At 68.1% G+C, this 22,018-nt stretch carries 18 protein-coding genes; 11 read left to right on the top strand and 7 right to left on the bottom strand.

Translation table 11 applies throughout. From position 1 onward, the window contains the following. Position 1 precedes the first annotated feature (1 nt). On the bottom strand, positions 2–1,777 hold the full coding sequence (locus ST3T6A_RS0104780) for an SLC13 family permease (RefSeq protein WP_019831760.1): 1,776 nt from the start codon (positions 1,775–1,777) through the stop codon (positions 2–4). Between the two features lie 158 nt (positions 1,778–1,935). Here ST3T6A_RS0104780 and ST3T6A_RS0104775 point away from each other — a divergent pair, with 158 nt between their 5' ends. Together ST3T6A_RS0104775 and ST3T6A_RS0104770 are read left to right on the top strand one after the other, a co-directional pair. Further along, the gene (locus tag ST3T6A_RS0104775; RefSeq protein WP_235785724.1) at positions 1,936–2,766 is read left to right on the top strand and encodes a cytochrome b/b6 domain-containing protein; all 831 of its coding nucleotides are present in this window, start codon (positions 1,936–1,938) and stop codon (positions 2,764–2,766) included. Next, a complete protein-coding gene (locus ST3T6A_RS0104770) occupies positions 2,763–3,527 on the top strand; it encodes a molybdopterin-dependent oxidoreductase (protein WP_019831758.1) in 765 nt (254 codons plus the stop codon). Before ST3T6A_RS0104775 ends, ST3T6A_RS0104770 begins: the two co-directional genes overlap by 4 nt. Here ST3T6A_RS0104770 and ST3T6A_RS0104765 read toward each other — a convergent pair. After that, complete coding sequence (locus ST3T6A_RS0104765; RefSeq protein ID WP_019831757.1) at positions 3,524–4,456, bottom strand: Gfo/Idh/MocA family protein; 933 nt, start codon at positions 4,454–4,456, stop codon at positions 3,524–3,526. The two genes, ST3T6A_RS0104770 and ST3T6A_RS0104765, sit on opposite strands and share 4 nt — an antisense overlap. An 87-nt stretch (positions 4,457–4,543) precedes the next feature. Here ST3T6A_RS0104765 and ST3T6A_RS0104760 point away from each other — a divergent pair, with 87 nt between their 5' ends. Both ST3T6A_RS0104760 and ST3T6A_RS0104755 read left to right on the top strand, forming a co-directional pair. Further along, the gene (locus tag ST3T6A_RS0104760; protein WP_051103380.1) at positions 4,544–5,935 is read left to right on the top strand and encodes an L-serine ammonia-lyase; all 1,392 of its coding nucleotides are present in this window, start codon (positions 4,544–4,546) and stop codon (positions 5,933–5,935) included. 198 nt (positions 5,936–6,133) lie between these two features. Next, complete coding sequence (locus tag ST3T6A_RS0104755; protein ID WP_162140505.1) at positions 6,134–7,333, top strand: isoprenylcysteine carboxylmethyltransferase family protein; 1,200 nt, start codon at positions 6,134–6,136, stop codon at positions 7,331–7,333. Positions 7,334–7,505: 172 nt separating this feature from the next. On the opposite strand, the gene ST3T6A_RS0104750 is transcribed toward ST3T6A_RS0104755, so the two are convergent. The 4 genes from ST3T6A_RS0104750 to pstS form a co-directional block, all read right to left on the bottom strand. Continuing rightward, entirely contained in the window at positions 7,506–8,366 is an 861-nt protein-coding gene (locus ST3T6A_RS0104750) for a phosphate ABC transporter ATP-binding protein (RefSeq protein WP_026359428.1), read from the bottom strand. Positions 8,367–8,386: 20 nt separating this feature from the next. Then, positions 8,387–9,226, bottom strand: a complete 840-nt coding sequence (gene pstA, locus ST3T6A_RS0104745; RefSeq protein WP_019831753.1) for a phosphate ABC transporter permease PstA — start codon at positions 9,224–9,226, stop codon at positions 8,387–8,389. 11 nt (positions 9,227–9,237) lie between these two features. Next, entirely contained in the window at positions 9,238–10,200 is a 963-nt protein-coding gene (gene pstC, locus ST3T6A_RS0104740) for a phosphate ABC transporter permease subunit PstC (RefSeq protein WP_202804560.1), read from the bottom strand. 81 nt (positions 10,201–10,281) lie between these two features. Next, positions 10,282–11,319 (bottom strand): phosphate ABC transporter substrate-binding protein PstS, encoded by a 1,038-nt coding sequence (gene pstS, locus ST3T6A_RS0104735; RefSeq protein ID WP_019831751.1) that lies wholly within the window; start codon positions 11,317–11,319, stop codon positions 10,282–10,284. A gap of 387 nt (positions 11,320–11,706) precedes the next feature. On the opposite strand from pstS, the gene ST3T6A_RS19305 reads away from it, so the two are divergent. The 7 genes from ST3T6A_RS19305 to ST3T6A_RS0104705 all read left to right on the top strand — a co-directional run bounded on the left by ST3T6A_RS19305 (position 11,707) and on the right by ST3T6A_RS0104705 (position 20,601). Continuing rightward, positions 11,707–12,786: a D-alanyl-D-alanine carboxypeptidase family protein gene (locus ST3T6A_RS19305; protein ID WP_162140504.1), complete on the top strand. Its 1,080-nt coding sequence runs from the start codon at positions 11,707–11,709 to the stop codon at positions 12,784–12,786. Positions 12,787–12,860: 74 nt separating this feature from the next. Continuing rightward, positions 12,861–14,099, top strand: a complete 1,239-nt coding sequence (locus ST3T6A_RS20730; protein ID WP_019831749.1) for a L,D-transpeptidase family protein — start codon at positions 12,861–12,863, stop codon at positions 14,097–14,099. Positions 14,100–14,312: 213 nt separating this feature from the next. Next, positions 14,313–14,924 (top strand): murein L,D-transpeptidase catalytic domain family protein, encoded by a 612-nt coding sequence (locus tag ST3T6A_RS0104720; RefSeq protein ID WP_019831748.1) that lies wholly within the window; start codon positions 14,313–14,315, stop codon positions 14,922–14,924. A 64-nt stretch (positions 14,925–14,988) separates the two neighbouring features. Next, positions 14,989–15,201 (top strand): hypothetical protein, encoded by a 213-nt coding sequence (locus ST3T6A_RS21920; RefSeq protein ID WP_235785723.1) that lies wholly within the window; start codon positions 14,989–14,991, stop codon positions 15,199–15,201. Beyond that, complete coding sequence (locus ST3T6A_RS19295) at positions 15,099–16,520, top strand: glucan biosynthesis protein (RefSeq protein ID WP_328285202.1); 1,422 nt, start codon at positions 15,099–15,101, stop codon at positions 16,518–16,520. The genes ST3T6A_RS21920 and ST3T6A_RS19295 overlap by 103 nt, the downstream gene beginning before the upstream one ends. Positions 16,521–16,656: 136 nt before the next feature. After that, positions 16,657–18,576, top strand: a complete 1,920-nt coding sequence (mdoH, locus tag ST3T6A_RS0104710; RefSeq protein WP_019831746.1) for a glucans biosynthesis glucosyltransferase MdoH — start codon at positions 16,657–16,659, stop codon at positions 18,574–18,576. Between the two features lie 78 nt (positions 18,577–18,654). After that, complete coding sequence (locus ST3T6A_RS0104705) at positions 18,655–20,601, top strand: OPT family oligopeptide transporter (RefSeq protein WP_019831745.1); 1,947 nt, start codon at positions 18,655–18,657, stop codon at positions 20,599–20,601. Here ST3T6A_RS0104705 and ST3T6A_RS0104700 read toward each other — a convergent pair. Next, positions 20,598–21,998 (bottom strand): helix-turn-helix domain-containing protein, encoded by a 1,401-nt coding sequence (locus ST3T6A_RS0104700; protein ID WP_019831744.1) that lies wholly within the window; start codon positions 21,996–21,998, stop codon positions 20,598–20,600. The genes ST3T6A_RS0104705 and ST3T6A_RS0104700 overlap by 4 nt on opposite strands. Between the last annotated feature and the right edge of the window lie 20 nt (positions 21,999–22,018).

Raw genomic sequence — 22,018 nt, 5'->3', positions numbered from 1 at the left:
CTCAGGTCAGCGGCCACACCCAGGCGATGAGGGGCACGCCCACCGCGATCACCATGATCGAGAGCGGCAGCCCCAGCCGCCCATAGTCCCAGAAGCGATAGCCGCCGGGGCCCATCACCAGCGTGTTGCACTGGTGGCCGATCGGGGTGAGGAAATCGCAGCCCGCGCCCGTCGCCACCGCCATCAGGAAGGCGTCCGGGCTCAGGTGCAGCCGCTGCGCCACCGACACCGCGATGGGCCCCAGCACCAGCACCGTCGGCGCGTTGTGGAGGAAGGGCGAGCAGGCCATCGCCGTCACCATCAGCACGCCCAGCACGAGGATCGGCGCCGCGCCCGCCAGCAGATGCGCCAGCCCCGCCGCGATCAGCCCGGTGCCGCCGGTATGCTGCACCGCCTCGCTGATCGGCGTGAGCGCGCCGATCAGCACCAGCACCTCGGGCTCCAGCGCGTCATAGGCCTCGCGCATCGGCAGCGCCCCGATCAGCACGATCGCCACCGCCGCGCCGAAGAAGGCCACCGCCACCGGCGCGATGTTCAGCGCCACCAGCAGGATCGCCGCCGCGAGGATCAGCACCGGGCCGAAGCGCTGGCGCCGGTTGCCCAGCTTGACCGCGCGCTCGGCCAGCGGCAGCAGCAACTGGCTGGACAGGAAGGGCGGCAGCGCCTTCTCGCCCGCCTGCACCAGCAGCACGTCGCCCGCGCGCAGCGTCACCTCGCGCAGCCGCTCGGTGATGCGCTGGCTGGAACGGCCGATGGCGAGCAGCTTGATCCCAAACTCCTCCTGAAGCCGCGCCCGCTGGGCCGAGAGGCCGATCAGCGGCGATTCCGGCTGCACCACCGCCTCGACCGAGCGGACCTCCTCCTTGGGCTCGTCCTTCTCCAGCTTGTTGTCGGCGCGGGCGGGCTTGAGCGGCAGGCGGTTGAAGAGACGCGCCAGCGCCTCGTCCGAGCCTTCCAGCACCAGCACCTCGCCCGGCGTCAGCGCGCGATCCGGCAGTGCCGAGACGCGCTGGCCGTCCGCCCGCTCGATCCCCACCAGCGTCACGCCATCGCGCTTGAGATCGAGATCGGCGATGGTGCGCAGATCGTCCGGCAGCTTGTCGGGCACGGTCGCCTCGGTCGAGTAGGAAGCGGACGCCGCCGCCTCCTCCAGCCCCGCATTCCCCGTCCGGTCGCGCGGGAGCAGCCGCCAGAAGATGCTCACCACCACCAGCCCGACCAGCGTCAGCCCCAGCCCCACCGGCGCGAAGTCGAACATGGCGAAGGGCTTGCCCACCGTCTCCTCGCGCACCTGGCTGACGATGATGTTGGTCGACGTGCCGACCAGCGTCACCAGCCCGCCGAGCAGCGACATGAAGCTCATCGGCATCAGCAGCGCCGACACCGAGCTTCCCTCCGACCGGCCGAGCTTGAGCGCCGTCGGCATCAGGATGGCGAGCGCGCCGACATTCTTGGTCAGCATCGACAGGATCGCCGTCACCCCCGCCAGCACCGGCACCTGCACGCTGAGCGACTTCAGCCGCGAGAGCAGCGGGCGGATCGCCGTCTCGATCACGCCCGAGCGCGCGATGCCCGCGCTCACCACCAGCGCCGAGGCGATCACCACGATCACGTCGCTGGTGAAGCCGGTGAAGGCCTGCTTGGCCGGCACCACGCCCACCGTCACGGCGATCAGCAGCGCGACCAGCGAGATCACGTCGTAGCGGAACCGCCCCCACGCGAAAGCCGCGACCGCGCCGCCGATCAGCGCGAACGACAATATCTGGATGAGCGTCAAATGCGGCTCGACAAAGCGGAGAGAGGGGATGACGTCACGGCGGGGAAATGACGCTCCTTGAGGCTGAAAGTTGCGCCAGTCCCCCCGGAGAGGGTTGGCATTTGTAACCAAAGCCACTCCATGGCCGAAATAGGATGGGAAGAGAAGCCGGAGGGCGAATGAGGCAGCCGACCATGATCGCGCCCGATGCGCAGCGCCCGGCACGAGGCGGCGATATCGTCTATCGCCACCGCATCGCGACACGGCTGTGGCACTGGATCAACGCGCTCACCCTGTTCGTCATGCTGATGAGCGGACTGATGATCTTCAACGCCCATCCCCACCTCTATTGGGGGCAATATGGCGCGAATTTCGATCGTAGCTGGCTGGATATCACGCCCGGCCACCTCCGCGTCGGCCCATTCCGCATCCCCACCCCCGGCCTGCTGGGCGTGACCCCGCATGGCGGGCGCTTCGTCGCCTTCCCGCCCTGGGCGACCATCCCCTCGCATTACGATCTTGCGGGCGCGCGCCAATGGCACTTCGCCTTCGCGTGGCTGCTGGTGGTGCCGGGGCTGCTCTATTGGGGCTGGGGCTTCGTCAGCCGCCATTTCCAGCGCGACCTCGCGCCCCGCGCGACGGAGCTGAAGCCCTCCCACCTCGCCCACGACATCGCCCAGCACGCCCGCCTGCGCTTCCCCACCGGCGAGGCGGCGCGGCGCTACAACATCCTCCAGAAGCTCGCTTATCTGTCGGTGCTGTTCGTGCTTCTGCCGGGCGTGGTGCTGACCGGGCTCACCATGTCGCCCGCGATCGATGCGGCATGGCCATGGCTTCCAGCGCTGTTCGGCGGGCGGGCCTCGGCGCGCTCGATCCATTTCCTCTGCGCGATGGGGCTGGCCCTCTTCGTCGCGGTGCATCTGCTGATGGTGGTGCTGGCGGGGCCGATCAACGAGGTGCGCTCCATGATCACCGGCCGCTATCGCCTGCCCGCGGAGAAGGGCGAGTGACGCCGCGCCTCTCCCGCCGCCGCCTGATCGGCTCGCTGGGCGCGGGCGCGGGCGGGCTGCTGCTGTCGGGCTGCGACAGGATCGCGGCGTCCTCCACCGGCAAGACGCTGCTCGGCCTCGGCGAGACGGCGAGCTATTCGGCGCAGCGCCTCATCTCGGACCGCGCCGCGCTGGCGCAGGAGTTTTCCGCCGCCGACATGTCGCCCTTCTTCCGCACCAACGGCAACGTCCAGCCCGCCTCCGCCGACTATGCCGCCCACGCCGCCCATAATTTCGCGGACTGGCGGCTGGTGGTGGACGGCCTCGTCGGCAACCCCATGCGCCTTTCGCTCGCCCAGATCCGCGGCCTCCCCCGCCGCACCCAGATCACCCGCCACGATTGCGTCGAAGGCTGGAGCGCGATCGGCCAGTGGACGGGCCTCCCGCTGGGCCTGCTCCTCAAGCAGGCGCAGCTGCGCCGCGATGTGCGCTACATCGTCTTCCACTGCGCGGATTCGTTCGGGGCCAATCCCTATTACGAGTCGATCGACCTGATCGACGCCTTCCATCCGCAGACCATCCTTGCCTGGGGGATGAACGGGCAGACGCTCTCGGTGGGCCATGGCGCGCCGCTCCGGCTCCGGGTCGAGCGGCAGCTCGGCTACAAGCAGGCCAAATATGTGATGCGCGTGGAGGCCGTGGCCACCCTCGCCGGCCTCCATGGCGGCAAGGGCGGCTATTGGGAGGATGTCGCCGGCTACCAGTGGTACGCCGGGATCTAGAACTCGAACGCCTCGACCGTCTCGTGCCGGCCGAGCAGGAAGGCATCGGCCACCAGCTCCAGCGGGCGCAGATCGACGTCGCTCTCGCCCTTGCGGATTAGCTCGGCGAAATGGGCGTAGAGGCGGGCATATTCCCGCTCCGGCTCCAGCGAGACCTCCTCGCCCGCGATGCTCAGCTCGCTGCCGCCCTTGCGCAGGATCAGCGTGCCGGCGCCGGTTTCGATCACGATGTCCCAGGTCTGCGGGCCGGTCTGGAGGAAATCCAGCTCGACGCGGACCGGAGCCTCGCCCGCATGGCGCATGTCCAGTTCGGCCGCGATCGGCGCCTCGCGGTTCGAGGGCACATGCAGCACCGCCTTCTCCAGCACCAGCGCGCCGGGCAGCACCCTGGTCGCGATCGACAGCGCGTTGATCGCCGGGTCGAACACGCCGAGCCCGCCAGCCTCGAAGATCCACTCCTGCCCCGGATGCCAGTGGCGGACATCCTCCTTCCACTCGATACGGACCGAGCGGATCGCCTTGCCCGAGAGCCACGCCCGCGCCGCCTCGACGCCCGACGCCTCGCGCGAATGCCAGCTCGCGAAGAGCGTCACGCCCTGCTCCGCGGCGAAGCGGGCGAGGTCGCGCACTTCGGAGACGGTCGCGCTCGGCGGCTTCTCCAGCATCAGATGACGCCCGGCGGCGAGCGCGGCGGTCGCGATCGCATGGCGCCCCTGTGGAGGCGTCGCGATCGACACGGCGTCCAGCTCGACGCCCTCGAGCATCCCGGCGATGTCGCGGAAATTGGCGATGCCGTCGACCGTCGCGTTGCGGCTCGCCGCCGCGACCAGATCGAAATCGCCACCCTTCGCGATCGCCGGAAGATGCTGATCGCGGGCGATCTTCCCGATCCCCACCAGACCCAGCCGAATGCCCGTTTGCGCCATCATCGCTCTCCTTCGCCGCCGCCCTAGCGCTAATTATCTGATAATATCAAGCGCGTGCCTTTGTCACACGGAAAGGGCATAGCGCGCGCCATGGAGAGAAGCCTGACACCCCCGCCTGAGTCCGTCCCCGGCCCCGCCATCAGCGTGATGGACCTGTTCACGATCGGCATCGGCCCGTCGAGTTCGCACACCGTCGGCCCGATGCGCGCGGCCTATGCCTTCGCCCGCCACCTGCTGGACGACGGCATCCTGCCCGTGCGCGTGAAATGCGATCTCTATGGGTCGCTGTCGCTCACCGGTCGCGGCCATGGCACCGATGGCGCGGTGCTGCTCGGCCTGTCCGGCCAGACGCCCGAGGGCGTCGATCCCGACAGCGTGCCCGCGCTGGTCGCCCGCATCCGCGAGGAGCGCACGCTGCCGCTGGGCGGCGGCCCGGACATCCCCTTCTGCGAGGCGAAGGACCTCGTCTTCCACAAGAGCTTCCTGCCCGGCCACCCCAACGGCATGGCCTTCACCGCCGTGCTGCCGGACGGGAGCCGCATCACGCGGCGCTATTATTCCATTGGCGGCGGCGCGATCCGCATGGAGGGCGAGCAGCCCGCGCTGGTCAACGTCGCCGTGCCCCACCCCTTCAACTCGGCCGCCGAACTGCTGGCAGCGGGCGACGCGACGGGCCTCAGCATCGCCGACATCGTCCGCGCCAACGAGGCCGCCTGGCGCGATGCGGCGGAGACCGATGCCTTCCTCGACCGCGTCCGCTCCGCGATGTTCGGCGCGATCGACCGCGGCTGCAAAGGCGAAGGCGAGCTGCCCGGCGGCCTCAAGGTCCAGCGCCGCGCCCGCGCGATCCGCGAGAAGCTGCTGGAGCGCGGCCCCCGCGCCGACCCGAGCCTCGTCTTCGAATGGGTGAGCCTCTACGCGCTTGCCGTGAACGAGGAGAACGCCGCCGGCGGCCGCGTCGTCACCGCCCCCACCAACGGGGCGGCGGGCGTGATCCCGGCCGTGCTCAAATATTACGAGGCCTTCGTCCACGGCGCGAACCCCGCCGGTTCGCGGACCTTCCTCTACACCGCCTCGGCGATCGGCTTCCTCTACAAGAAGCGCGCCTCGATCTCGGCGGCCGAGATGGGGTGCCAGGGCGAGGTCGGCGTCGCCTGCTCGATGGCGGCGGCGGGGCTCGCGGCAGTGCTCGGCGGCTGCAACCGGCAGATCGAGAACGCCGCCGAGATCGGCATGGAGCATAATCTCGGCCTCACCTGCGATCCGATCGGCGGCCTCGTCCAGATCCCCTGCATCGAGCGCAACACGATGGGCGCGATCAAGGCGATCAACGCCGCCTATCTGGCGCTGCACGGCGACGGCCGGCACATCGTGTCGCTGGATCAGGTGATCGAGACGATGCGCCAGACCGGTGAGGACATGAAGTCCAAGTATAAGGAAACCAGCCTCGGCGGCCTCGCGGTGAACGTGGTCGAGTGCTGAGGATTTCCATCATGAAGAGCGGGGAGGCCAGCGATATCAATGCTGGCTCAAGAATAAGCGGTCGAGTCCATTTAGCAGCATCGCCATCCGAGTTTAGCATGATGTCAATCAAAGACCTGTAACCCGTGCGGCATGAACATACGGCGTCATTCCATCGGTGCGAGCGGAGTTAGCGACGCCGGCCGGCGGAACGTGCTCATGGCCGAACAGCGCCCCTCCTCCGTGATTCCCGTGACAGATGGGCTGGTCGGCTTGGGAGGGCTATTGCCCGCATGGTTGCTAGCAATGTGGCTGAAGCCCGCACCGTTACTGGCGACATGGCTGGTGCTGATCGCAACCGCGCTGCCAATGATGCTTCGAGAGCTTGCGAGGACACCTACTGTACCAAGGCCCGTGACGAATGCATCTCAACCATTGTCGTGGCTGGTAGGTTTTATCGTGGCAACCACACCGATGCTGGTCGTCCACAGTCAGGCTGCCGGTCTGAGCATTTGGCTGGTGTCATGGGTGGTTGTTCTCCCCGCCTTTGTCTTGCGGTTAGCCATGGAACGCTACCGCAACGGGCCCGCACTCGGTGACGGACTTCCGCTTGCGATAGGCCGAGCACTACGATTCGCCGACTGGACAGAACTGAAGGGAGCGGCAGCCTCCGCCAGATTGTGGTTCCTCAAGGCCTTTTTCATTCCAGTTTACAGCACCAGTCTTCTCGCACTCCTGACGACGGCTCTAAATAACAACCTCCAGGGACCATTATCCTGGTTAGCCATGGTCCTGATTTTCGCCTATACGATCGACCTCACCTTCGCACTGACCGGATATATTTTCGCTTCCAACACTCTGGTACAGACCGTAAAATCCACTCAGCCTCGCTTGTTGGGCTGGGCCGCATGCCTTCTTTGTTATGAACCACTGTTCAAGCATTGGAGCAACTTTGGACGCGTCGTTCACGAAGAGATCAATTGGCCCGCTTCGCTGATGTTAGATGCAGACATCCTCACGGCTGCTGCAATTATGATTGCATTGCTGGCACTTTACATATCCGCCACCGTGGCATTCGGACTTCGCTTTTCAAATCTCAGCAACAGAGGCGTGATTAGCAGCGGCCCGTATAGATATATGAAGCATCCTGCTTATTTCGCACACGTTGGAAACGCCTGGATAATCACCTTCGTGTTTCTTCCCGCCTCGGGCGTGGATTTAACCGCATCACAGATGCTCGTGCCCGTGGCCTTCACCATTCTCTATCGCTGTCGCGCCATCACCGAGGAAATGCATCTGCGCGAAGACGAACACTATATCGCCTATTCCGACTGGATCGCTCGATATGGCCTAATCGGACGACTGCGCCACCTGTTTGTTCGCAGTATCCTGAGGCACCAAGGTCTGACTACCAATTGAACACCCCTCTTTATGTCGAATGCAATGTTGCATGGGCATCAGTGTCGCGCCGTCATTTCTCAAAAATACCAACGACACCAACCTCTAACCTTCTCACTGACACAAAACAAAAGGGCGTCGGAACCGCCTAACAGTTCCGACGCCCTTTTCTGCTCTTCGAAGGGAGACAGGCTCAGCCGAAGCGGCCGGTCACATAGTCGCGGGTGCGCGTGGACTGCGGGCGCTCGAACAGCTCGGCCGTGGGGCGGAACTCGATCATCTTGCCCAGGAACATGAAGCCCGTGTGATCCGAGATACGCGCCGCCTGCTGGAGGTTGTGCGTCACGATCACGATCGAGAAATCGCCGCGCAGCTCCATCAGCGTCTCTTCGAGCTTCGCCGTCGACACCGGGTCGAGCGCCGAGGCCGGCTCGTCGAGCAGCAGCACTTCGGGCTCCACCGCGATGCCGCGCGCGACGCACAGGCGCTGCTGCTGGCCGCCCGACAGGCCGAGGCCCGAGGAGCTGAGCTTGTCCTTCACCTCGTCCCACAGAGCGGCGCGGCGCAGCGAGCGCTCGACGATCTGGTCCATCTCGGACTTGGACTTCTTGTGATAGAGGCGCACGCCGAAGGCGACGTTGTCGTAGATCGACATCGGGAACGGCGTCGGCTTCTGGAACACCATGCCGATGCGCGCGCGCAGCGCCGACACGTCCAGATTGGCCGGGTTGATGTCCACGTCGCCATCGCGCTCGCGCAGGCGGGCGATGCTGGCGCGGTCGGACAGGATGTCCTTGTTGTCGAGCAGGATGCGGCCCGTCGCCTGCTGGCCCGGATAGAGATCGTAGATCTTGTTGAGCGCGCGCAGCAGCGTCGACTTGCCGCAGCCCGAAGGCCCGATCAGCGCCGTGATCTTGTTGCGCTCGATGGGCAGATCGACCCCGAAAAGCGACTGGTTCTTGCCATAGAAGAAGTCGAGCTTGCGGGCTTCCAGCACCAGCGAGTCGGCTGGCGGCAGATGCATGATCGGGGCGTCGGTCGAGGCCGAGATCATCGAAGCGGGGGCTACGTCGTTCATGGGCGATGCGTCTCCCGGGCGACGATCCGCCCGATGGTGTTGACGGCGAGCACGGACACGGCGATCAGCAGCGCGCCTACCCAGGCAAGGCGCCGCCAATCGTCATAGGCCGAAAGGGCGAACTGGAAAATAGTGGTCGGAAGGCTGGCCATCGGCTGCGTCAGGTTCGTGCTGAAGAACTGGTTGCCGAGCGAGGTGAAGAGCAGCGGCGCCGTCTCGCCCGAGATGCGGGCGAAGCCGAGCAGCGCGCCGGTCAGCAGGCCCGCGCCGGCCGCCTTCCAGATGATCGAGCGGATCACGAAGCCGCGGCCCGCGCCCAGCGCCATGCCCGCCTCGCGCAGCGTGTTGGGCTGGAGCGTGAGCATGTCCTCGGTGGTGCGCGTCACGATCGGCGCCGCGAGCAGCGCCAGCGCCACGCCGCCGGCATAGCCGGAGAAGCCGTGGAACGGCCGCACCAGCAGCTCGTAGACGAACAGGCCGACGAGGATCGAGGGCGCCGAGAGCAGCACGTCGTTCAGGAAGCGGACGGCGTGGCCATAAGGCGTCTGCCCGCCATATTCGGCAAGCCAGGTGCCGGCGAGGATGCCGACGATGATCGCCAGCACCATGCCGATCGCGCACATGAAGAGCGAGCCGGTGATGGCGTTGGCGAGGCCGCCGACCGAGCCCGGCGCCGGCTGCGTCATGGTGAAGATGTTGAGGTCCAGGCCGCCGATGCCGTTCACGACCAGCGACCAGAGGATGAACACCAGCGCGCCGAGCGCGATCAGCGTCGCCAGCCCGCACAGGCCGACGAAAATGCTGTTGGTGATCTTGCGGCGAAGCGCGCGGTCCATGCGATCCGTCCTCAGTGCTTGTCGCTGGCGAGCAGCGCGCGGGCGGTGGCGAGCACCGCGAAGGTCAGCAGGAACAGCACCAGGCCCAGCGCGACGAGCGCGGAGGTGTGCATGTCGCTGGTCGCTTCGGCGAACTCGTTGGCGATCGTCGAGGCGATCGTCGACCCGCTGTCGAACAGCGAGTGCGGGAAGCCGTGCGAGTTGCCGATGATGAAGGTAACGGCCATCGTCTCGCCCAGCGCGCGGCCGAGGCCGAGCATGATGACGCCGACGGTGCCGCGGCGGACGTAGGGCAGCATCACCTGCGCCACCACCTCGAAGCTGGTGGAGCCGAGGCCGTAGGCCGCCTCGCGCACCTGGCTCGGGATGGTGAGCAGAAGCTCGCGGAACACCGCCGCCATGTAAGGCAGGATCATGATCGCGAGGATCATCGAGGCGGTGAAGATGTTGGCGCCGTTGGGAATGCCCGCGAAGAGCCGGCCCAGCAGGCCGTTGGGATCGAGATCCATCATCAGCGGCATCTGGATGTGCAGCGCGAACCAGGGCGCCAGCACGAACAGGCCCCACATGCCGTAGACGATGGAGGGGATGCCGGCGAGCAGCTCGACCGCGATCGCGATCGGCCGCGAGATGCGGCGCGGGCAGAATTCGACGAGGAACACCGACACGCCCAGCGCCAGCGGCAGCGAGATGATGAGCGCGAGGATCGAGGTGACGATCGTGCCCACGATCGGGCCGGCCGCGCCATAGACCTCGGTGACCGGGTTCCACTCGCTCGAGAAGAGGAAGCCGATGCCGAACTGGCGGAAGGCAGGCCATCCGCCGATCGCAAGGCTGACCACGACGCCCGCGAGCGCCGCCATCAACAGGGTGGCAGCCGAGAAGCACAATGTGCGGAAGATCATCTCTCCCGCCGCACCCTGCCCGCGTGCTGGCTGAGACGCCGTCTCGATGTCCATCGTCGTGGCTGTCATTCACCCCGCCTATGCGTTGGCGGGGGCGCATCAGCACCCCCGCCGTTCACAACATGATACCCTGGCCGAAGCCCGGGGATATTACTTGCTGACGTAGACCGGCTTGCCGCCAGCCTGGACGTTCGCGACCCACTGCTTGCGGATCAGCGCCTTCACCGTCGCCGGCAGCGGCACATAGTCCAGAGCCGCGGCGGCCGCATCACCATTCTTGTAGGCCCAGTCGTAGAACTTCAGGACCTGCTCGCCGGCCTGCGGGTTCGACTGATCCTTGTAGACCAGGATGAAGGTCGCGCCGGTGATCGGCCACGAGTTCGCACCCGGCTGGTCGAGGAGGAGCAGGTAGTTGCCCGGAGCCTTCGCCCACTGCGCGCCAGCGGCGGCCGCGCCGAAGTTCTGCGCGGTCGGCAGCGGATACTTGCCGCCCTTGTTCTGGACCAGAACATAGGCCGCGTGGTTCTGCTTGGCATAGGCGTACTCGACGTAGCCGATCGAGCCCGGGGTCTGCTTCACGAAGGCGGCGACGCCGTCGTTGCCCTTGCCGCCGAGGCCGGTCGGCCAGTTGATCGAGTCAGACGCGCCGACCTTGTCGGCCCACGCCTTGCTCTTCATCGACAGGTACGAGGTGAAGAGGAAGGTGGTGCCCGAACCGTCCGAACGGTGCACGACGGTGATCGGCAGCGACGGCAGGTTCACGCCCGGGTTCGCCTTGGCGATGACCGGATCGTTCCAGGTCTTGATCTGGCCGTAGAAGATCGCCGCGAGCATCGGGCCCGTCAGCTTGATCTGGCCGGCCGAGATGCCGGGGATGTTCACGACGGGGACGACGCCGCCCATCACGGTCGGGAACTGGAAGAGGCCGGCGGCGTCCAGCTCTTCCGGCTTCAGCGGCTTGTCGGACGCGCCGAAATCGACGGTCTTCGCCTTGATCTGCTTGATGCCGCCGCCCGAGCCGATCGCCTGATAGTTCAGGCCGACGCCGGTCTGCGCCTTATAAGCCTCGGCCCACTTGGCATAGACCGGGGCCGGGAACGTGGCACCGGCGCCGGAGATGTCGGCGGCGGGCGCAACGGTGGCGAACAGCGCGGCAACGCCGGCGGCCGCGACGAAAGTCTTGAACATGGTGCGTGTCTCCGAACGCCGGCACTCCCCTCCGGCTGGCTCGTCCCTAGGAAGCCCCTGTTACGACACTGTGACAGCATCGAAGAGGTTGTCACAATTCGGGGCAAAGGCAAGGAAATCCGCCGCCGCCGGCAAAGCGATGCACCCGCCTCCGGAACGGATTCGCCCGCGAATCGACTCGCTCGCGAGGGTGTTCCTCGCGGCGCATCCGGCGATGGGCCGCACGAGCGCTGCGGCCACCCGTTAACGGGAAACGCTCGCCCGTGACATCAACGGTTGGCGATCGGGGTTGCGCGGCCTATCTTTCCCTTGAGGCGCTCCGCCTCGTTTTTCAGGGCTGGAAGCTTGCGGATTCCTCATTTCACGCCGCGCACGGGCAGGCGCGCGGTGCTTTTGCCGACTCATCCTGCGCACCGTTCCGTTTCGGGCGCACTGGCGATCTGGATTGCCGCGACGCTGGCGGTCCTCCTGGGGGTCATCACGCCCGCGCAGGCGATCAAGCCGCGCTACGCGGCCTTCCTCGTCGATGCGAACACGCGCGAGACGCTCTACACCAACGCGCCGGACGAGCCGCGCCACCCCGCCTCGCTCACCAAGATGATGACGCTGTACCTGACGTTCGATGCGCTCGAATCCGGGCGGATCAAGATCAGCGATCCGGTCTTCGTCTCGCGTCATGCGGCGGCGCAGCAGCCCTCGCGCCTCGGCCTCGCCGTCGGGCAGAGCATCAGCGTGGACAACGCGATCTCCGTCGTGGCGGTGAAGTCGGCCAACGACATCGCCGTCGCGTTGGCGGAGAAGCTCGGCGGCTCCGAGCCCGCCTTCGTCGACATGATGAACGCCAAGGCGCGGATGCTGGGGATGCGCAACACGCATTATGCCAACGCCTCGGGCCTCACCGATTCCACCAACGTCACCACGGCGCGCGACCTCGCCATCCTGTCGGTGGCCCTGATCCACGACCATCCGCGCTTCTACCGCTATTTCGGCGAGCGGAACTTCGTGTGGCAGCGCTCGACGCTCATCAATCACAACCATCTGCTCGGCAAGATGGTCGGGCTGGACGGGATCAAGACCGGCTACACCGTCGATTCCGGCTTCACGCTGGCTGCCTCGGCGGAGCGGGGCGACCGGCGCCTGATCGCGGTGGTGCTGGGCGAGCCGAGCATCGTGGTGCGCAACCGCGACGCGGCGGCGCTGCTGGAGGCGGGCTTCTCCGTGCTCGATCGCCGGGCGGTGGGCCAAGTGGCGACGGTCGCCGCGATGCTGCCGACGCTCGACCATCCCGCGCTCCGGATCGAGCCGCCCGTCGAGCAGGGCGCGGCCGACGATAGCGACCGGCGCGTTTCCCCCCGCCACCATGCCGCCCCGGCGCGCCATGCCCGCGCGACCAAGGCCAAAGCCAGGACGAAGGCGAAGCACGAATCTGCGACGCACCGAAAAGCAACGCATCGACATCGCCGCTGAGTTGGGCATAGGGTGAGCGTCCGCGCCGGACATTCCCGGCATGCCGAGTAAGGGGCAGCCCCGAAGGGGTCCGCATGTCGACGCCGCGTGCCGCCGCTGTGACCTTGCCGCTGGCCGCGGCTGCGACGCTCATGGCCGGCTGGGCGGCGCTCCACCACGACTGGTCGGGGAAGCCTTCCCCGTCCGTCGCGCAGCCCGCGCCACCGCCGCCGCCTCCGAAGCCGCATTGGTCGGCGGCGACCGTGAACCAGTTGCTCGCCGCCGTCGAGGCATCCCGCGACGAGGGGTTGCGCCCGGCCGATTACCAGAAGGCCGCGCTGGCCGATGCGGTGAAGTCCGGCCTGTCCGGCCCCGCGCGCGACGCGCTGGCGACCAGCTCCGCGATCGCGCTGGCGCATGACTATGCCTATGGCCGCATCGTCCACCGCGAGAAGTTCAACTGGCATATCGGCAATCCCGTGCCGCCGGTCGCGGCACGCGAGGTCGATCTCGCCAACGCCGTCAACGAAGGCCGCCTCCCGGCGTATCTGACCGGCCTGCTGCCCCGCGACCCCCGTTATGTCGCGCTGCGCAAGGCGCTCGCCGACACGCCCGCCAGCGAGCCGGCCCGCATCGCCCATATCCGCGCCTCGATGGAGCGCTGGCGCTGGATGCCGCGGACGCTGGGCGACGACTATATCTGGGTGAACGTGCCGACCTACCGGCTGGCGCTTTACGAGCGCGACGCCCCGGTCGCGATGCACGACGTCGTGGTGGGCGCGCGCAAGACGCCGACGCCGCTTATCTCGGCGAATGTCGGCTCGATCATCGTCAATCCGTGGTGGACCCTGCCGCCCACCGTGCTGGCCGAGGGGCGCGTCCATCCCGGCGCCAAGGGCTATGTCGTCGGGCGCGCCGGCAACGGGCAGATCCGCATCCGCCAGCGCCCCGGCCCGCAGAACGCGCTCGGCCGCGTGAAGATCGACATGCCCAACGCCTATGCGATCTACCTGCACGACACGCCGGCCAAAGTCCTGTTCGACAAGCCCGACCGCGCGCTCAGCCACGGCTGCATCCGCGTGAAGGACATCGCCCGCCTCGCCGCCCAGCTCGCGAGCCCCGACCGGGTGGACAATGCCATGTCCACCTACACGACGCGCACGCTGCAAGTGCAGAAGACGATGCCCGTCTACGTCGTGTATTTCACCGCCGCTCCGGATGAAAATGGCGAGGTCGAGACCTATTCCGATCCTTACGATCAGGACGGCGCAATGATCGCCGCGCTGGATCATGATCGGATGCCGACGACGACCCCAATCCGTCACACTTCTTAAGGGATCGACGCCTCCAGAGCGACGAGCGGTGTGTTAACCACGCCGAACGACCCCCAATGTCCCGGAACGATCCCCACTTGTTATCGAAGCCCTGTATCGCCCTCTGTTATAAGGGGCATCGGGATAGTTGGGCGAACAGCAAGGAATTTGTGGGTGAGTCTTAATCGTACGGCGGCCTTGTCGCGCCGTGACATTCTTCGTACCGGAACGATTGTGACGGCAGGCCTGATCGCCGGTCCGGCCATGGCTCAGATCAACAGCGGCCTGCCCGGCCTCGCCCGTCCGACGGCGACGGCGATGCCCGCCAGCCCGATGACGATCCGCCCCGATCTCTTCCGCCGCGCGCTCCAGGCCTTGCAAAAGCACGGTGACCGCATCCAGAAGCGGGACCGTATCGCCCTCGTCGATTTCGACCTTCCCTCGTCCCAGCCGCGCTTCCACATCGTCGATCTGGATTCCGGGCGCAGCCGCAGCCTGCTCGTCGCCCACGGCCGCGGCTCCGATCCCGAGCATACCGGCTGGCTCACGCGCTTCTCGAACGTGGTGGGTTCGGCCGCCTCGTCGGACGGTGCCTACCTCACCGGCGACATCTATGTCGGCCAGCACGGCCGCTCGCGCCGGCTCTACGGCCTCGATCGCACCAACAGCAACGTGCAGGAACGCGCGATCGTGGTGCATTCGGCCTGGTATGTCGGCTCGGACATGATCGCCCAGCACGGCAAGCTCGGCCGCTCGGAAGGCTGCTTCGCGCTCTCCGCCGCCGACCTCGAGGATACGTTGTCGACGCTCGGTCAGGGGCGGATGATCTACGCCGACAAGGTGTGATCGAAGGGCATGTTGTTGAACCCGGCCTTGAAAAGCCGGGGTCGCCGGCCGTATCTCTCCCGTTATGACCAACACGACGCGACGTGACCTCCTCGCCGCGCTGGGTGCTGTCGCCGCCCTGCCTTCCGGCCCCCTCTGGGCGGCCGCCACCCGGGGAGACGCGCATCCCTTCTCCTGGGAGAGACTGAAGGCGGACGCCGCGGCGCTCGCCCGCCGGCCCTGGACGCCCCCCCGCCCCCGCCCGCCGGTGTCGGGCGGATCGACTATGACGCGCTGAACGCCGTCCAGTACAAGGCCGCCGCGACGCAGTTGCGCGGGCCCGGCAGCGGCGGCGTGCGCTTCTTCCCGATCAACCATTTCCAGCCCACCCCGGTCGAGATCTTCCTCGTCGAGGGCAATATGGCGCGGCCCTTCCACTACAGCCCCGCTCTGTTCGACATGCCGGCGGACGGCCCGCTCGCGGCGCTGGGCAGCCATGGCGGCTTCTCGGGCTTCCGCGCGATGAACGCGGCGGGCACCAGCGACTGGCTGGCCTTCGCGGGCGCTTCCTACTTCCGTTCGGCCGGCGCGCTCGACCAATATGGCCTCTCCGCACGCGGCATCTCGATCAACAGCGGCGGGCCGGAAACGGAAGAGTTTCCTGCCTTCACCCGCTTCTGGCTGGGTCGCGGGGCGGACGGGTCGCTGCTGGTCGACGCGCTGCTCGAAGGGCCGAGCGTAGTCGGCGCCTATCGCTTCACCAACCGCAAGACCGATGCGGGCGTGATTCAGGATGTCGAGTTGACCCTCCACCTGCGCCGCGACATCGCGCGCCTTGGCCTCGCCCCGCTGACCAGCATGTTCTGGTACGATCAGGCCGAGCGCGCCCGCGCGACCGACTGGCGGCCCGAGATCCACGATTCCGACGGACTGCTGATCCTGAACGGCAGCGGCGAGCGACTGTGGCGCCCGCTCTCCAACCCCAACGGGCCGACCGCCAACAGCTTCGCGGACCACAATCCGCGCGGCTTCGGCCTGCTCCAGCGCGACCGCAAGCACGACCATTATCAGGACGATGGCGTCTTCTACGAGAAGCGTCCCTCGCTCTGGGTCGAGCCCAGGGGGGATTGGGGGGCCGGCTCGGTGATGCTGGTGGAGCTTTCCACCACCGACGAGACCAACGACAATATCGTCGCCTTCTGGACGCCCGCCGAGCCTGCGAAGGCCGGCCAGCAGATCGATCTCGCCTATCGCCTGCGCTGGATCGCCGGCGAGCCGCTGCCCGAGGGCCCGGCCCGCGTGGTCGACGACTGGCGCGGCGCGGCCGGTCGCCCCGGCCAGCCCGTCGTCGCGGGCGCCACCAAGATCGTGATCGATTTCGAGGGCAGGGCGCTGAGCGGCCTCGGCCGGTCGAGCGGCGTCCGCGCGGACCTGAGCGTCGGGCGCGGCAAGGCCGAGGGCGTGGTCGCCTACCCCGTGGTCGGCCAGCCCGATCGCTGGCGCCTGATGGCCGACATCACGCCCGACGGCCATGAGCCCGTCGACATCCGCGCCGCCCTTCGCCAGGGCAGCACGCCGCTTACCGAAGTCTGCCTGGCGCAGATCCCCGGCCGATGACGCACCGCACACCCATCGTGGCATGGAACCGCCCTGACGCGGCCGGGTTGTCTGGGCGGCATCGTTGCGGCACAGCGGCCGGGACCGACGGATGGCTGCGGGCGCCGGCCGTTCCTTGCATGACGAGGATGGACGCTTGAACGACAACCGAAGCGGATCGGCCGGCCCCGCCGCCGGCCGCCCCTGGGGGCCGAGCCACGCCGCGCCCGACATGCCCCTCGAGACGCCGATCGCGATGCCGATCCAGTCGCTCGACACCGCGCCCGATCCGGTCGCCCCGCCGCGCACCTCGCCGCACGGGATGCTGGAGCGGCGGCTGCTGCTCGTGCTCGGCACGCTGGTGATCGGCACGTTCGGCGCGGGCGAGATCACGCGCAGCCTGTCGAGCGACGGCATCTCCGGCACCGACGTGGTGCTGATGCTGCTGTTCTTCGCGCTGTTCGGCTGGATCGCCTTCGGCTTCCTCAACGCCTTCGCGGGCTTCCTGCTGCTGATGTCGGGCCGCTCGGTGCCGACGCCGGCGGCGGCCCCCTCCGCGCGGCCCACCGGACGCACCGCGATCCTGCTCCCGATCCACAACGAGGAGGTGGAGCCCGTCTTCGCACGGCTACGCGCCATGACGCGCTCGATCGCGGCGGCCGGCGGCACGGACCTGTTCGAGATCTTCGTGCTGAGCGACAGCCGGCCGGAACGCGAAGTCGCCGAGCATCGCGCCGTGCGCCGCCTGCGCGCGATCAGCCCGCTGCCGATCTGGTATCGCCGCCGCCTCGTCAACGAGGGGCGCAAGCCCGGCAACATCGCCGACTGGGTGCACCGTCATGGCGGCGGCTATGACTATATGCTGATCCTCGACGCGGACAGCCTGATGAGCGGCGCGGCCGTGATGCGCCTCGCCGCCGCCATGGACCGTCACCCGCGCGTCGGCCTGCTCCAGACGATCCCGATGGTGATCGGCGGCGACACGCTGTTCGCGCGCTGGCAGCAGTTCGCAGCAAGGCTCTACGGGCCGGTCTTCTCGGCGGGGCTGCTCTGGTGGTCGGGCGCGGAGGCGAGCTTCTGGGGGCATAACGCGATCATCCGCGTCACCGCTTTCGCCGAAGCCTGCGGCTTGCCCAAGCTGCCGGGGCCGGAGCCGTTCGGCGGCCACATCATGAGCCACGACATGTACGAGGCGGCGCTGCTGCGCCGGCGCGGCTGGGCGTGCCACATGGTCGCGATGCAGGACGGCACCTACGAGGAATATCCGCCCACCTTCGTCGAGCACGCCCAGCGCGACCGCCGCTGGTGCCAGGGCAATCTCCAGCATCTGCGCGTGCTGGACACCGCCGGGCTGCACTGGGTCAGCCGCCTCCAGTTGCTGATGGGCGCGTCCGCCTATCTCACCTCGCCGCTGTGGCTGATGCTGCTCGGCGTGAGCGCCATCGTGGCGGCCCATTCGGAGGGCGAGATCCAGATCATCGCACCGTCCGGCTGGCTGCTCGCGCTGACGCTCGTGCTGCTGTTCGGGCCGAAGCTGATGGCGGTGTGGTGGATGTTGCAGGAGCCCCAGCGGCGCGGCGGCTTCGGCGGCGGCAAGGCGCTGGTGAAGAGCGTGGCGCTCGACATCCCGCTCTCCGTCCTTGTCGCGCCGATGATGATGATGACGCAGACGCTCGCCGTCATCGACATCCTGCGCGGCCGCAAGAGCGGCTGGGAAGCGCAGAACCGCGTCTCCGACGGCATCTCGCTGTCGGATGCGGCGCGGCACAATCGCTGGCACCTCGCGGTCGGCGGGGTGATGGCGGTGGCGGCGGTGCTGGGCGTGCAGTCCGCGATCTGGATGGCGCCGATCTTCGCGGGCCTGCTGGCTGCGCCGCTGCTGGTGGCGTGGACGTCCCGCGCCTCGCTCGGCGCGCTGACGCTGCGGCGGCGGCTGTTCCTGATCCCCGAGGAGCTGCGCCCCACCGCGCTGATCCGCGACGCCCGCCCCTCGGCCGAGGATCGCGGCGAGCCCCCCGCGATCAGCGAGGAGCGCCGCTGGCGCGCGCTGGGCAAGCTCAGCCACCAGCCCTCCTGACCGTTCCGTCCACGAAAAGCGTTGCCGCCGCGCCCGTGCTCGCCGACAAGGGCCGCCGAACGGTCCACAGGAGCAGGCATGACGCGGGCGGGTACGGATAAGGAACTGACGATCGGCGCGCTGGTGCTGGGCGTGCTGCTGACGCTGATCTTCACCGCCGCCAACGTCTTCCTCGGCCTGCGCGTCGGCCTCACCTTCGCGACATCGATCCCGGCCGCCGTGATCTCGATGGCGGTGCTGAAGGCGCTGCGCCAGTCGGGCATCCTCCAGAACAACATCGTCCAGACGGTCGCCTCGGCGGCCGGCACGCTGGGCTCGATCATCTTCGTGCTGCCCGGCCTCGTGATGGTCGGCTGGTGGGCGGATTTCCCCTTCTGGCAGAGCTTCCTGATCTGCGCGACGGGCGGCCTACTCGGCGTGATGTTCTCGATACCGCTGCGCCGCGCGCTGGTGACGGGATCGGACCTGCCCTTCCCCGAGGGCTGCGCGGCCGCCGAGGTGCTCAAGGTCGGCGACGGCACGGATGAAGGCGGCGTCGAGGAGAGCAAGGCAGGTCTCGTCGCCATCCTCTACGGCAGCGGCGTGTCGGCGCTGTTCGCGCTGCTCACCGCGATGCGGCTGACAGCGGAGGAGGCCTTCGCCTGGTTCCGGGTCGGCCCGGCGGCGACGGGCGTGGATTTCGGCCTGTCCTTCGCGCTGATGGGCGTGGGGCATCTGGTCGGCCTGTCGGTGGGCGCGGCGATGCTGCTCGGGCTCGGCATCGGCTTCGGCGTGGCGACGCCTTTCCTGACATGGCTGCACGCGACGCCGGGCGCCGCCGCCGACGCGGCGCTCTCGGTGTGGAGCGGCGAAGTACGCTTCATCGGCGCAGGCGTGATCGGCGTGGCGGCGCTGTGGACGCTCGGCCGGCTGGTCGCGCCGATCGTGCGCGGTCTCCGCGAAGCCGCCGCCTCGTCCCGCGCGCGCAAGGGGAACAGCGGCGCGATCCTGCCGGTCGAGGAACGCGACATGCCCGTGCCGATCGTCGGCGCGATCACCGGCGCGCTGCTGATCCCGACGCTGGGCCTGCTCTATCATTTTGCCGGGAGCGGTCCGCTCGCCCCCTTCGCATGGCCATTGGCGATCGGGGGGACGCTGTACGTCTATCTCGCCGGCATCATCGTCGCCTCGGTGTGCGGATATATGGCGGGCCTGATCGGCGCGTCGAACAGCCCGTTGTCGGGCGTCGGCATCCTCGCCATCGTCGGGGCGGCTTTGCTGCTGGCGATCGGGGTCGCGCCCTTCGTGCCCAGGGCCGCAGCACCGCAGATGGTGGCCTTCGCCTTGTTCGCGACCTCGATCATCTTCTCCGCCGCGACCATCTCGAACGACAATCTCCAGGATCTCAAGACCGGCCAGCTCGTCGGCGCGACACCCTGGAAGCAGCAGGTCGCGCTGGTGGTCGGCGTGATCGCCGGCGCGGTGACGATCCCGCCGGTGCTCAACCTGCTCGGCGACGCCTATGGCTTCGGCAACCCGACGGCGGCGCATCCGAGCCCGCTCCCCGCCCCGCAGGCGCTGCTCATCAGCGCGCTCGCGCGCGGCGTGCTGGCGCATGATCTCGACTGGAGCCTGATCGGCATCGGCGCGGTGATCGGCCTCGCCCTGATCGCGCTCGACGGGATGCTGGGGCGGATGGGCAAGCTCCGCCTGCCGCCGCTGGGCGTCGGCATCGGCATCTATCTGCCCATGTCGGCGACGCTGCCGGTCATCATCGGCGCGTTCATCGGCCATTGGTGGGAGAAGAAGAATCCCTCGCCCGCCGCCCAGCGCATCGGTGTGCTGATGGCGTCCGGCCTGATCGTCGGCGAGAGCCTGTTCGGCGTGGCGCACGCCATCCCGATCTCGATCACTCGCCTGCCCAAGCCGCTCGCGGTGGTGGGCGACGGGTTCGAGACCACCGCGATGGTCGGCGGCACGCTGCTGTTCGTGGCGATGCTCGTGCTCTGCTACCGCAAGGCGACGCGGCTGGGCGCGCAGGTCTAGGTCGCGCGGAAGGGATAGGGCGATGCGGGCCGCTGATACTGGTGGAGGTCCATCGCCCGCGTGACCGGCGGGAGGGCGCGCTCCGGACAGTCCGGCCGCTCGCAGAGGTGGCAGGCGGGGCCGATCGGGATCGGCGTTGTGCTCAGCGTATCGGCATAGCCGATCTGGTCGGCGTGCTTCGCCTCGCAGCCCAGCACGATCGTCACGAGCCCCGGCGCCGCCGTTCTCGGCAGAGCGCGCGCGAAGCTGACGTAACGCATCTCGTCCGGCGCCTCGACGAGCGCGGCGATTATCTCGCCAGGGAGCCGAAACGCCCGCTGCACGCCCCAGCGCGGGCAACCACCCCCGAAGCGCGCGATCGGCATCGCCTCGCCGGCATAGCGCTTGGACACATTCCCCGCCGCATCGAGCTTGAGCAGGAAGAAAGGCACGCCCCGCGCGCCCTGCCGGCCGAGCGTCGTCAGCCGGTGCGCCACCTGCTCGAAGGACGTGCCGAACCGCGCCGCCAACAGATCGAGGTCATGCCGGCTCGCCCGCGCCGCCTCGGCGAAGCGGGTGTAGGGCATGAGGATCGCCGCCGCCGCATAATTGGCGAAGGCCACGCGCGCGAGCGCGGCGGCCTCCTGATCCGGCGGAGTGGCGCGCTGCACTGCCTCTGCGATCGCCCCGTCCAAGGCCAGCAGCGCCAGTTGATAAGCGATGCCGAACAACCGGCTCGCGGCTGGCAAACGCTCGGCCAGCATCAGCCGGCGGCGGTGGAAGTCGTAATGGCGCAGCGTCCCGGCCAGCACATCGTCGGGCACCACGCGCACCGACACGCCATGCCGCTCGTCGAGCCGTTTGAGCATCGCCGCATGGAGCGCCTCCGGCCCCTGCCCCAGTTCCTGCGACAACGCCTCGGCAAGACCGTCCAGCTCGCTGAAATGGTTATGCCTGCCGTCGAGATACTCGCGCAGCCAGTCGAGCGGCGAGGCCATCGGCGACGGCGCGGAGCCCAACTGCTCCATCCGCTCGGGCATCCGCCGCAGATCGGTCAGCGCGCGGTAGAGGCGCGTCACGGCCTCCGCGACGCTGGGGTAATTCTCCGCGACCTCCATTACCTCGTGACGCGGGATGCCGATGTCGCGGACGAGGCCGTCAGCGAAAATCTCGTGCAGGTCGCTCGCCGCCGCCTCGTTCGCGCCCGCGACGAAATCGCGCATGTCGATGTCGTAGGTGCTGGCGAGGCGCAGCAGCATCTGCGCGGTCAGCGGCCGCTGGTTGCGCTCCAGATGATTGAGGTAGGAGGGCGAGACGCCCAGCTCCTCGGCCATGCGCGTCTGGTTCAGCCCCAGTTCGCGGCGCAGCACCCTGAGGCGCGGGCCGAGATAGAGCTTGCGATCAGCGGCTCCTGTCATGGCTGAGAAACTGTCACACT

Origin of the sequence: Sphingomonas sp. PR090111-T3T-6A, from assembly GCF_000383095.1 — a bacterium.
GTDB lineage: Bacteria > Pseudomonadota > Alphaproteobacteria > Sphingomonadales > Sphingomonadaceae > Solisphingomonas.
Note: the sequence above shows the minus strand (reverse complement) of the source record. Positions and strands in the feature narration are given on the sequence as shown.

What these genes read in the sequence shown, in the direction of transcription:
- pstS (WP_019831751.1), bottom strand. Translation starts at nt 11,319, where the DNA reads ATGTTCAAGACTTTCGTCGCGGCCGCCGGCGTTGCCGCGCTGTTCGCC.
- ST3T6A_RS0104775 (WP_235785724.1), top strand. Translation starts at nt 1,936, where the DNA reads ATGAGGCAGCCGACCATGATCGCGCCCGATGCGCAGCGCCCGGCACGA.
- ST3T6A_RS20730 (WP_019831749.1), top strand. Translation starts at nt 12,861, where the DNA reads ATGTCGACGCCGCGTGCCGCCGCTGTGACCTTGCCGCTGGCCGCGGCT.
- ST3T6A_RS0104705 (WP_019831745.1), top strand. Translation starts at nt 18,655, where the DNA reads ATGACGCGGGCGGGTACGGATAAGGAACTGACGATCGGCGCGCTGGTG.
- ST3T6A_RS0104765 (WP_019831757.1), bottom strand. Translation starts at nt 4,456, where the DNA reads ATGATGGCGCAAACGGGCATTCGGCTGGGTCTGGTGGGGATCGGGAAG.
- ST3T6A_RS0104700 (WP_019831744.1), bottom strand. Translation starts at nt 21,998, where the DNA reads ATGACAGGAGCCGCTGATCGCAAGCTCTATCTCGGCCCGCGCCTCAGG.
- ST3T6A_RS21920 (WP_235785723.1), top strand. Translation starts at nt 14,989, where the DNA reads ATGACCAACACGACGCGACGTGACCTCCTCGCCGCGCTGGGTGCTGTC.
- ST3T6A_RS0104760 (WP_051103380.1), top strand. Translation starts at nt 4,544, where the DNA reads ATGGAGAGAAGCCTGACACCCCCGCCTGAGTCCGTCCCCGGCCCCGCC.
- pstC (WP_202804560.1), bottom strand. Translation starts at nt 10,200, where the DNA reads ATGACAGCCACGACGATGGACATCGAGACGGCGTCTCAGCCAGCACGC.
- pstA (WP_019831753.1), bottom strand. Translation starts at nt 9,226, where the DNA reads ATGGACCGCGCGCTTCGCCGCAAGATCACCAACAGCATTTTCGTCGGC.
- ST3T6A_RS0104750 (WP_026359428.1), bottom strand. Translation starts at nt 8,366, where the DNA reads ATGATCTCGGCCTCGACCGACGCCCCGATCATGCATCTGCCGCCAGCC.
- ST3T6A_RS0104755 (WP_162140505.1), top strand. Translation starts at nt 6,134, where the DNA reads ATGGCCGAACAGCGCCCCTCCTCCGTGATTCCCGTGACAGATGGGCTG.